The sequence below is a fragment of the Thalassotalea algicola genome (assembly GCF_012932965.1).
In the GTDB taxonomy this organism is placed as follows: domain Bacteria; phylum Pseudomonadota; class Gammaproteobacteria; order Enterobacterales; family Alteromonadaceae; genus Thalassotalea_F; species Thalassotalea_F algicola.
Map to the genome: position 1 here is coordinate 470,108 of NZ_JABBXH010000003.1, position 12,461 is coordinate 482,568.

Below are 12,461 nucleotides of genomic sequence, written 5' to 3' on the forward strand. Positions count from 1 at the left end.
TTTGGGATTTAGGAGAATTTAATATGTCTGATATTCAACAAATTCTAGTCCCAGATGTTGGTGGTGATGAAGTTGAAGTGATTGAAATTTGTTTCTCAGTGGGTGACACGTTAGAAGCAGATGAAGGAATCGTTACCGTTGAAACTGATAAAGCGTCAATGGATATTCCAGCACCAATGGCAGGTGAATTAGTATCACTTGATGTTAACGTTGGTGACAAAATTAAAGAAGGCGATGTGATTGGTACCCTTCGACAAGCTCAGGGTGAAACTACAGATTCAGCTGCAGCACCGGAAGAAGCGCCAAAAGCAGAAACTCCACCATCAGTAGAGATATCTGCTCCAGTTGAAACACCGGCGTCAGCTCCTGCTGCAGGCGGTAGTGAAGTGGTTGATGTTATCGTGCCTGATATTGGTGATGATGGCCAAGTAGATGTCATCGATGTGCTAGTTTCTGTCGGTGATGAAATCGCCGAAGAAGATGGGCTAATCACCTTAGAAACTGATAAAGCGACCATGGACGTACCTTCGTCACATGCCGGTATTGTTAAAGAAGTACTCGTAGCTGTCGGTGATAAAGTTGGCCAAGGCTCGTTAGTTATCAAGCTAGAAACCAATAGTGGTGCACCAGCGGCAATTGAGCAACCTGCAGCGCCAGTTGCAGCTCCTGCACCTGAAGCGCCAGTTGCAAGCCAAGTGCCTGTAGCAAAAGCAGCGCCTGTTCCGCATCATCCGCATGCTGGAGATTTCAAGGCGGTAGGTAAAGTTTATTCATCACCATCTATTCGACGTTTAGCACGTGAATTTGGTGTAGATTTAACCTTGGTTAAAGGTTCGGGTCGTAAGGGTCGTGTACTAAAAGAAGATGTTCAGTCTTACGTTAAATATGAATTGTCTCGCCCTAAAGCAAATGCAGGCAGCTCTGTTGCATCTGGCGAAGGTGGCTTACAAGTCGTAGCGGGTAAATCTATCGATTTCTCAAAATTTGGTGAAATTGAAACTAAAGAACTTACACGTATTCAGAAAATATCTGGTCCATTCTTACATAGAAGCTGGGTGACTATTCCTCATGTTACTCAATTTGATGAAGCAGATATCACTGACTTAGAAGCGTTCAGAAAAGAGCAAAATGTTATCGCTGAAAAACAAAAGCTTGGTTTTAAAATCACGCCACTTGTTTTCATTATGAAAGCTGTTGCAGATGCACTTCGAACCTATCCAGTGTTTAACTCTAGTTTAAGCGAAGATGGCGAAAGCTTAATACTGAAGAAATATATCCACGTAGGTGTAGCTGTTGATACGCCAAATGGTTTAGTCGTTCCAGTGGTGAGAGATGTCGATAAGAAAGGCATTTATGAACTGTCAAAAGAGCTATTGGAAATCAGCAAGAAGGCAAGAGACGGCAAGTTAAAAGCGACTGATATGCAGGGTGGTTGTTTTACCATATCGAGTTTAGGTGGTATTGGTGGTACGGCATTTACGCCTATCGTTAATTCGCCTGAAGTAGGCATTTTAGGTGTATCAAAATCAGAAATGAAGCCGAAATGGAACGGTAAAGACTTTGAGCCTCGCTTAATGTTGCCATTATCGATGTCGTACGATCATCGTGTAATTGATGGTGCATTGGCTGCACGCTTTACCGTGCATTTAGCACAAGTGTTATCAGACTTACGTAAACTAATTCTGTAGTTAAACACTAAAAAGACGTCGGCAACTTAAAAGCCCACTTAAAAGTTTTTAAATTTGCCGACAATATCTTCTACAAAAGATAGCGATTTACTTGAAGTTTAAGTAAACTTCGAGCCAGAAAAAATAGAATCAACTTTGCTAGCTTAGCATTAGGTTAAATTAGCAAAATTACACACGTTAATTTGAGGTTAGCATGAGCAACGAAATTAAGACTCAGGTAGTAGTTTTAGGGGCAGGCCCAGGTGGTTATTCAGCAGCATTCCGTGCTGCAGATCTTGGTCTAGATGTAGTATTGGTAGAAAGCCGTGAAACACTAGGCGGCGTATGTTTAAACGTAGGCTGTATTCCTTCTAAAGCATTACTTCACGTTGCTAAAGTGATTGATGATGCGGCTGAAATGGCATCTCACGGTGTTACTTTCGGTAAGCCTGAAATTGATTTGGATAAAATCCGTAGCTGGAAAGAAAGCGTAATTGGTCAGTTAACTGGTGGTTTAGGCGGTATGTCTAAAGCTCGTAAAGTAAAAACGGTAACTGGCTATGGTAAATTTACTTCTGATAAATCTATCGAAGTTGAAGGTGCAGATGGCAAAACTACCATTACTTTTGATAATGCTATCATTGCTGCAGGTTCATCAGTAATTGATTTACCATTTATTCCAAATGATGATCCTCGCGTTATAGATTCAACTGGCGCATTAGAACTTAAAGATGTACCAGAAGAAATGTTAGTACTTGGTGGCGGTATCATCGGCCTAGAAATGGGTACTGTTTATAATGCATTGGGTTCAAATGTTTCTGTAGTTGAGTTTGCTGACCAATTAGTACCTGCTGCCGATAAAGACATTGTTCAAATTTACACTAAATACAACAAGAAGAAGTTCAACATGATGTTGTCTACTAAAGTTGTTGCCGTTGATGCAAAAGACGATGGCTTATATGTAACATTTGAAGGTAAGAATGCGCCAGAAGGCCAAGTTCGTTACGACAAAATTTTAGTTGCGGTTGGCCGTAAACCAAATGGTCACTTAGTTGCAGCTGACAAGGCTGGTGTTAATGTTGATGAGCGTGGCTTTATTAACGTATCTAAAGAGCTACGCACAAACGTGCCTCATATTTTCGCTATTGGTGATGTAGTTGGTCAGCCAATGCTTGCTCATAAGGCGGTTCACGAAGCTCACGTTGCTGCAGAAGTTATCTCTGGTAAGAAACATGAATTTGATCCTCGCTGTATCCCTTCAATTGCTTATACAGATCCTGAAATGGCATGGGTTGGTGTTACTGAGCGTGAAGCAAAAGAGCAAGGTTTAAACATTGAAGTTGCTAATTTCCCTTGGGCAGCGTCAGGCCGAGCAATCGCATCAGCACGTACTGAAGGTAAAACGAAGATGATCTTCGAAAAAGAAACCGGTCGTGTACTAGGTGGTGCTATTGTTGGTATTAATGCTGGTGAAATGCTAGGTGAAATTTGTTTAGCAGTTGAAATGGGCGCGGATGCAGAAGATGTTGGCTTAACTATTCATGCTCACCCAACGTTGAATGAGTCAATCGGTTTAGCGGCTGAAATTTTTGAAGGCTCAATCACTGATTTACCTAATGCAAAAGCAGTGAAAAAGAAAAAATAATTTCTTACCGTTTAACTGATTAAACTATCGCTAAATCAGCGAAAGCTTAAAAATAATAAAAGCCAGCATTTAATGCTGGTTTTTTTGTTTCCTAAATTCCTACAACACGCACCATATATATGATTCCAACAAAACTTAGTAACTTAATATTCACCTGAACGCAAAGGCAAAATGCATTACTTCGGATGATGAGATTCGAGAATTTTGATTATTTTATAAGTTACCTTTACAAAAGTTATACAATCTAATGTATTTGTGTTAAAACTATGTTAACGGGATGTTTAAATTGTTATCAAATGTTGCACAGGATTGGCGACGTTAAATTTGAATAGCAAAAAATACTTATAAAAAATTAGTTCAGGGAAATTCTGTGAAAAATCTCAATATATTATCTAAAAGCATTAAGGTTGCGCTTTTAGCGGGTGTTGTAGGTGGCATGAGTGCACAAGCGCTAGCTGCTGAAGCAAACGCTGTAGCTGCAATTGAAAAGCAAACTGCAGAACAAGCAAGCGAAGAAGGCGGCGTATTGCTTGAAGAGGAAGACGAAGAGCGTATCGTTGTAACGGGCTCTCGTATTCGTCGTTCAGAGTTTGCTACCGCATCACCAGTTCAAGTAATTAGTGGTGATATCTCTCGTGAACTTGGTTTATTCGATGCAACAGAAATGTTGCAAAGCACTAACCAAGCTGCCGGTAGCCAAATTGATAACTCATTTGGTGGCTTCGTACTAGACAATGGCCCAGGCTCTGCAACTATCGGTTTCCGTGGTTTAGGTGCTGAGCGTACATTAGTACTTGTTAATGGCAAGCGTATGGCACCTGCAGGTGTTGGTGGCGCGCCAACTTCACCAGATCTAAACTTAATTCCTGCGGTAATGATTGACCGTGTAGAAAACTTGTATGATGGTGCTTCTACTGTTTACGGTTCTGATGCGGTAGCTGGTGTTGCTAACGTTATTTTACGTCAAGACGTAGAAGGTTTTGAATTACAAGGTTCATACAACAGCCCGAAAGGTGGTGGCGGTGAAGAAACCGTACTATCTGGTATGTGGGGCAAAACAACAGATAATGGTTTCATTTCAGTTGGTGCTGAATACTATGATCGTAAATCACAATCGTTAGCGCAAAACTCTTTTGTTAAAGGCTGTGAAGAGCGTATTTTCGAAACCGAAGACGGCGACATTATTAAACGTTACGGTGGCATTGGTCCAACGGTAAACGGTGAAGATTCTTGTGATATTTTCCCATTAACTAACCGTATGTTTATTTATAACGGTTTCTGGGGCAGTGTTTATAATACACCAGGTTTCACCAATACTGGTATTCCAGGATGGAGTGAGTCTACAGTACCATTCCAATACGCAGGATTGTTACCAACTTGGATCGAAGGTGATTCAAATGGTGATGGAATTAATGACATTGCGTTCCCTGATGGCGACGGTGATGGCTTTAGAGATTTTGACTTCCAAGACCCACGCTATGCTTTCCAACAATCTGATTACTACAAATCGGGTGACTACTTAGGTAAGAACAAGCGTTTATCTGTTGTTGCTAATGGTGAATACAACTTCCAAGATGTAGATGACACAAAAGTTTACTTTGATGCCATGTACGCAGAGCGTAACTCAGATCAGTTCTCTCCTGGCGCTCAAATGTTTGAGTATGTACCTGAAACCAACCCGTTTAACCCGTGTAATCCAAATGGCTTAAATGGTATTGACTGTTTTGGCGTACTAGGTTTTGGTAATGCTGGTCCTTTAGCAGTAGAGCCTATTATTAATATTCGCGGTGATCGCGATACTCATAAAGTTGATGTATCTCAATACCGTATCGTTTCTGGTATTACAGCTGATTTAAGTTCTCTTGCTGATTACGGTTTAGAAAACTGGTACTACGATGCATATATTTCATATAGCGCATCAAGTGGTGATTATGTGACTCGAGGTATTAATGAAAGCCGTTTAGTGCATTCTTTAAATACTTCAGTATTAAATGACGATGGTTCTGTGACTTGTGGTGACGGCTCAGATGGTTGTGTACCGGTAAATTTATTTGCTGATAACATATATCAAACAGGTGGTGGTACATTAACTACTGAAGAGTATGATTACTTAATGACAGACCGTGTTGCTAAAACTGAAGTTTCTCAGTTAGTAATTAACGGTTTCGTTGGTGGTGATTTATTTACACTTCCTTGGAATGACAATGTAGTTAGCGGTATCTTTGGTGCTGAATTCCGTCGTGATGAAATTGAATCAAATAACAATGACGTAGCGACTGATGGTTTACTGTGGGGTTGGTTCTCAGATAAAGGTGCAAATGGTTCTCGTAACTTAAAAGAAGCCTTTACTGAAATGGAATTCCCACTAGTGAGTGGTCGTGAGTGGGTAGAAGAGCTTACAGTTACCGCTTCTGGTCGTATTTCGAAAGAAAGTTACTATGATGCAGCTAGCACATACAGCTTAAAAGCAGTATACCGCCCTGTAGAATGGTTCACTTTACGTGGTACGCAAGGTACTTCATACCGTGCACCTAACTTACGTGAGCGTTTCTTAGCAGGTACTACTGGCTTTAGAAGCGTAACCGATCCATGTGTTGTACCAAGTGATGCTCGTGAGTCTGATGCGTTAGATCCAAGCGCACCAGATACATATAATGCGGCAGGAGATGACCGTTCTACCGGTGTACTTGCAGCTTGTAATGCAGATGGTGTAGATCCTACTAAACTAGGTCTTGGTCAAGACGGTACTGAGAAGTTTAATTCGAGCACAAGCGCCGAAGTAGTTAGTGGTGGTTCTTTAGCGTTAGTTGAAGAAAAATCTAAAGCTAAAACATTTGGTTTTGTTTTCGAACAACCATTCTCTGAAGAGTTTGAGTTAACATTCTCGATTACACGTTTCGATATCGAAGTTACTAACTCTATTGCTGAGCCTTCTCCAGCATACTCGATTGATCAGTGTTATTCAGCAGACGGAAATGATGCATTCTGTGACCGTTTAATTCGTGATGAGAATGGCCAAATCTCTGAGGTTGATGGCAAATTCATTAACGTTGGTCTATTTACCTCTAAAGGTATGGACTACAACGTATACTTCCAAAAAGATTTCTTAATTGGTGAGCACAACTTAGATGTATCTTTAGATCTAAAAGCAACTCGCATGACAGAAGCTGTTGAAGATGTACTAGGTACAGTTGATGATAATAAAGGCGAGCCAGAGTTCCCAGAATGGCGTGCATCTGCACAGCTTTCTGTGAAATATGACGACTTCCGCTTTAACTGGTATACACAGTTTATCGGTAAAGGTGAAGAGGATTGGTTAAGCGATCCAGAAGAAAATGAATTCTACGACGGCGTAGCTTGTGACGGTTTATGGAAAGATGCCGCACAAACAGACCCAGTATTGTGTCGTGAAGTAGCTTATACAGATGATTACATTTTGCATAATGCTTCTATTACTTATACACAAGATGACTGGCGTGTAGCTGTTGGTGTTCGTAACGTATTTAACGAAGCGCCACCAAAAGTAGATCCAAATGGTTCATTCTCTAACACTAACATTCCGTTAGGTGTTGGTTATGACTCGTTTGGTCGTATGCCTTACATTAACTTTACAGCATCATTCTAAACAGAGTTAGTGCAAATAATAATGGCCTCATTTGAGGCCATTTTTTAATAGGATAGAAAATGAAAAAAGTAATTGTCGCCTTAACAGCAATTTCAATAATGTTATTGACATTAGCGCCAACCAGTTTTGCACAAACAGGTGCGGATACGGTGCCATTGGATGCATTTGCCGCATTGCCAGTTATACGTAATGTTTCTGTATCACCTGATGGTAAAAAGTTAGCTATTGTCCGCGCAAGTTCGAACAATGGTGATTACATTATTGAAATTACTAATTTAGATAATTTAAAAGAAAAGCCCGTGCGATTAGGTGCTAATAAGATGTTAGTGTCGGGGATTTCTTGGTTAAATGAAGACAAAATTTTAGTCCAGTTTAGACAAATTCTACGAGACGGTAGTAAAAGCTATTGGGTAAATAAAATTGCTATTACTGATGCTGATGGCAAAGGTAAATGGTTAGTGCCGTTTAGAAAGAAAAAGAACTTGAACTTCAGTTTGGTAAGTTTGTTGCCAGATGAAAAAGATTACGTGCTTATTGAAGCTGATGTGAATAACAATAGAACGCCAGATGTTGTGCGCATGAATATCAATAGTGGTAGAACTACAACTATTCTTCGAGGAAACAGCAAAATACAAGGTGATTTTGTCGCGGATAAAGATGGTGAAATTCGTGCAGCCTCAGGCTGGAACACTTCAGACGATACCATTGATTTGTTTGCTCGTAAAAAAGGTGATGATGAATGGATTACTATTTATCAAAACTCACCAAAGAAACGCGAAAACTTTTCATTTCTTGGTTTCTCAGATGAAAAGCCAAATCAAGTCTATGTTAATGCTAACCTAGGTGAAGATAAAACAGGTATTTATCTATATGACCTGGAAACGGGCACTTACTCAGAAAGATTATTCGGGTTAAAAGGTGTCGATGCTGGCGGTATAGTTACTAATAAATGGGGTAAGTTATTAGGCTATAGCTATACTACGAAACAGCCTAAAACTTTCTATGTAGACGAAAATGAACAAGCGCTTTACGACTCTATCACCCCATTATTTGCCGGGAAGTTTGTCCGAATAGCAAGTCGTTCTGATGATGACAATATGTTGGTCATCTTTACTCAATCTGGTCAAGATCCGGGTACTTACTATTTACTTCGTGACAAACAAAAACTAGAAAAAATTGGTGAGCGTAACCCTCGCTTAACAGCAGAAAACTTATCGCCAGTTAAGTACGTAACCTATAAAACGCGTGACGGAAGAAAAACTAAAGCTTACGTAACTATTCCAAAAGGCAACCCTCCTTTTTCAGCTGTCGTTTTACCGCATGGTGGTCCTTGGGCACGTGATGTGAACATTTACGACGAGTGGACACAAGTGTTAGCCCATCATGGTTATATTGTTATTCAACCACAGTACCGCGGTTCGGAAGGTTATGGTTTAGAGCATTGGAAAGCGGGCGATAAACTTTGGGGCTTAGCAATGCAGGACGACATGGACGATGCTGCAATGTACCTTGTAGATAAAGGGTTAGCTAAAAAAGATAAGTTAGCTTTATTTGGTTGGAGTTATGGCGGATACGCTGGTTTTGTAGCGTCTATGCGTGAAAATAACATTTACCAATGCTCTATTGCTGGTGCTGGTGTAAGTGACCTAAATCGTATTAATGCGACATTGAATGAGAGCATTTTCTTAAAAGAGTTACAAAAACCAACGATTGATGGCTTAAACCCTATTAAACACGTAGATAAAGTGAATATTCCAATTCTAGTTGTTCATGGGGACATTGATATTCGAGTGCCAGTTAAGCACAGTCGTGAGTTTGTAGATTTACTTGAAAAATATAATAAAGACTACAAATATGTAGAACTTAATGATGCGGACCATTTCTCCGATACATTGTTCTATGATCACAAAACTGAATTTTATTCAGCTATGTTGGATTGGCTAGAGAATAAGTGTCAGCTTTAACAATTTGATTTAATGAAAAAAAGCCAGCTTAAATGCTGGCTTTTTATTAGGTTAGTCATAAACTGTATATAGCAACCAATCATCATAAGTAAGGAAGTTTTCATGAAGTTGTTGTCTGTTTTGGGTTTATCGGTATTACTTTCTACAAGCGTTCAAATTTGTGCTCAGGCTAACGCGACAGAAAGCAATTTTGAAACTGATTTAGACCATAGAGTGCAATTTAAATTAACGAAGTTAGATGGCAAGAGTTATCAGATGGAAGTGGCTAGATTAGGTGGCGTTAAATTTGACCGTATGAATCTTTTTGCGACCAGAAAGGCTAAGAAGATTTGTGGTTCACTTGGCTTTAGCATTCGCTATTTAGAAGGTGTAGAAGGCTATGATGATCGAAAGTTTAACCCAAACTACATTTTTCCTTCCTTAAAAGTAAAAATTACTTGTCCGTAAGTTGTAGTTTTTTAGCAATATTTTTTAAATTACCGGTTATACTAAATAAAAAAGGGCTACTGAATAGTAGCCCTTTTTGTGTATTTTAAGGAAAGAGTTGCTTAGCTAGGATCAGCAATCTTAACTGCTACTGCAGATGCCGGAGTCGTCATTGCTTCTGTTGGTGGAGCGAAACGTGTTAAGTCGATACCTTCAACAGCTGCTGTGTACTCATCCATTGTTGGGAAGCGACCTAGGATACTAGAAAGTACTACTAATGGTGTTGAACCTAGTAAAGACTCACCTTTCTTCTCAGCACTGTCTGCTACGACACGACCTTGGAAAAGACGAGTTGAAGTAGCGATTACTGTGTCGCCTGGTTCAGCTTTTTCTTGGTTACCCATACATAAGTTACAACCTGGGCGCTCTAGGTATAAGATGTTTTCGTAAGTCTTACGTGCTTCACCTTTCGGGTTGGCGTCATCGAATACGAAACCTGAGTACTTAGCTAAGATATCCCAGTCACCTTCAGCTTTTAGTTCATCAACGATGTTGTATGTTGGTGGCGCAACTACTAATGGAGCGTTAAATTCGATAGAACCGTTTTGCTTTTCAAGGTTACGGAACATTTGCGCGATAATTTGCATGTCGCCTTTGTGAACCATACAAGAACCAACGAAACCTAAATCAACTGGACGTTCGTTATAGAATGAAACAGGGCGAATTACGTCATGCGTGTAACGCTTAGATACGTCTTCGTTGTTTACGTCAGGGTCTGCAATCATTGGTTCAACGATTGTATCTAAATCAACCACAACTTCAGCGTAGTACTTAGCGTTTTCATCTGGTGCTAATGCTGGCGTTTCACCTGATTTGATGCCAGCGATACGCTCATCAGCTAGCTTGATTAAGCCAGCTAATGTTGCTGCTTCGTTATCCATACCTTTGTCGATCATGATTTGGATACGAGACTTGGCAAGTTCAATAGACTCAATTAATGTTTCGTTGTTTGAAATACAAACAGACGCTTTCGCTTTCATTTCTGCTGACCAATCAGTGAATGTGAACGCTTGGTCTGCTAATAACGTACCAATATGTACTTCGATTACGCGGCCTTGGAATACGTTTTCACCTTCGAACTGCTTAAGCATTTGCGCTTGAGTCGCATGAACGATATCACGGAAGTCCATGTGATCAGCCATTTTACCTTTGAAGGTAACTTTTACTGATTCTGGAATAGGCATTGCAGACTCACCAGTTGCTAGTGCGATTGCAACCGTACCTGAATCGGCACCGAATGCTACACCTTTAGACATACGCGTATGTGAGTCACCACCGATGATAATTGCACGGTCGTCAACAGTAATGTCGTTAAGTACCTTGTGAATTACGTCAGTCATTGAGTGGTAAACGCCTTTCGGGTCACGTGCTGTGATAACACCGAATGCATTCATGAATGCCATCAATTTAGGCGTATTAGCTTTTGCTTTGCTATCCCATACAGAGGCTGTGTGACAACCTGATTGGAAAGCACCGTCAACAATTGGAGAAATAGTAGAAGCAGCCATTGCTTCTAATTCCTGACATGTCATAGGGCCAGTAGTATCTTGAGAACCGACAATGTTCACTTTAACACGTACGTTAGAACCAGCGTGAAGAGGAGAGTCAGATGAAACGCCTACTGCATTGCGGTTGAAGATCTTCTCTACTGCCGTTAAGCCTTGGCCTTCGTGTGAAATTTCTTTAGCAGCTGCGTATACAACAGGTGCATCAACACCTAATGTTTCAGCAGCAAATGTTTGTAATTTCTTACCGAAAGTAACCGCGTAAGAACCACCAGCCTTCATGAATTCTTGTTTCTGTGGTGTAAATGCAGAAGAAACGTCAGCTACTTCTTCGCTGCCATTAAATAGTTTCTTAGCTTTAGTGTCGATTGTTAACACAGTACCTGTTGCTACAGAATATGCTTCTTCTAATACTGGGTCGCCATTTGCGTCAGTAACAGTATTGCCATTTGCATCAACTTTCTTCACCCAGTTTTTAAGGTCAAGACCGATACCACCAGTAACATCTACTGTTGTTAAGAAGATTGGTGCAATACCGTTAGTACCAGCAACAACAGGTGCGATGTTTATGAATGGAACGTAAGGAGAAGCTTTTTCACCCGCCCAAAGTGCTACGTTATTAACACCAGACATACGAGATGAACCAACACCCATAGTACCTTTCTCAGCAACTAACATGACTTTTTTGCCAGGATGCTGTTCTTGAAGTGCAACGATCTCTTGCTGCGCTTCTGGCGTGATCATACATTGGCCGTGTAATTCGCGGTCGGCACGTGAATGCGATTGGTGGCCCGGAGAAAGTAAATCAGTAGAGATATCACCGATGCCTGCAACGTATGTTACAACTTCAACTTTTTCCGAAACTTCAGGTAATTTCGTAAAGAATTCTGCATTTGCATAACTTGCTAAAATGTCTTTAGCAACTGCGTTACCTGCTTTGTAGGCATCAGCTAAACGAGCAGTGTCCGCATCATATAAGAATACTTGTGTTTTTAACACGTCGGCGGCTGGCGCTGAAACCGAGGCGTCGTCACTTAGTGCAAGGTCAAGTAGCACTTCAATTGAAGGACCACCTTTCATGTGAGAAAGTAATTCAAAGGCAAACTCTACCGAGATTTCAGCTACAGTTTCTTGACCTAAAATGATTTCTTTTAAGAATTTCGCCTTTACGCCAGCAGCACTTGTAGTACCCGGTAACGTATTATAGATGAAGAAGTTTAATGAATCTTCACGATGCGCATTTCCAGCATCTTTAATCTGCTCGATAATTTCAGATAACAACTCTGCGCTATCAATTGGTTTTGGAGCTAAACCTAGCTCCTGCTTACGGCTTTCAATTTCCGCGATATAATCTGTATAAAGGCCCATTTTACACTCACTTTAACTTCAAAATGCTAATAGAAATATTAGCAGGATAGAATTTGGCGCACATTTTACCTTATTTTTTGGTCGCGAGTAATCATTTGCTTAAATAAGCGCTATTCATGTGAGTTATGGGTGGTAGAAATTTGGATTATATTGGTTATGTCAGTACGCTATAGATTGAAAAATCAAGTAAAAATAATCATA

6 protein-coding genes are annotated in these 12,461 nt (G+C 40.4%); 5 read left to right on the plus strand and 1 reads right to left on the minus strand.

Annotated elements, in window-relative coordinates:
• The first annotated feature begins 23 nt into the window (after window positions 1-23).
• From aceF to HII17_RS10910, 5 genes are all read left to right on the plus strand, one after another.
• On the plus strand, window positions 24-1,688 hold the full coding sequence (gene aceF, locus HII17_RS10890) for a dihydrolipoyllysine-residue acetyltransferase (RefSeq protein ID WP_169075394.1): 1,665 nt from the start codon (window positions 24-26) through the stop codon (window positions 1,686-1,688).
• Window positions 1,689-1,881: 193 nt separating this feature from the next.
• On the plus strand, window positions 1,882-3,312 hold the full coding sequence (lpdA, locus tag HII17_RS10895; protein ID WP_169075395.1) for a dihydrolipoyl dehydrogenase: 1,431 nt from the start codon (window positions 1,882-1,884) through the stop codon (window positions 3,310-3,312).
• A 370-nt stretch (window positions 3,313-3,682) separates the two neighbouring features.
• Complete coding sequence (locus tag HII17_RS10900) at window positions 3,683-6,937, plus strand: TonB-dependent receptor (protein WP_328824525.1); 3,255 nt, start codon at window positions 3,683-3,685, stop codon at window positions 6,935-6,937.
• A 59-nt stretch (window positions 6,938-6,996) separates the two neighbouring features.
• Entirely contained in the window at window positions 6,997-8,901 is a 1,905-nt protein-coding gene (locus tag HII17_RS10905; protein WP_169075396.1) for an alpha/beta hydrolase family protein, read from the plus strand.
• A gap of 102 nt (window positions 8,902-9,003) precedes the next feature.
• On the plus strand, window positions 9,004-9,348 hold the full coding sequence (locus tag HII17_RS10910; RefSeq protein WP_169075397.1) for a hypothetical protein: 345 nt from the start codon (window positions 9,004-9,006) through the stop codon (window positions 9,346-9,348).
• A 101-nt stretch (window positions 9,349-9,449) separates the two neighbouring features.
• Here HII17_RS10910 and HII17_RS10915 read toward each other — a convergent pair whose 3' ends face one another.
• Entirely contained in the window at window positions 9,450-12,260 is a 2,811-nt protein-coding gene (locus HII17_RS10915) for a bifunctional aconitate hydratase 2/2-methylisocitrate dehydratase (protein WP_169075398.1), read from the minus strand.
• Window positions 12,261-12,461 lie beyond the last annotated feature (201 nt).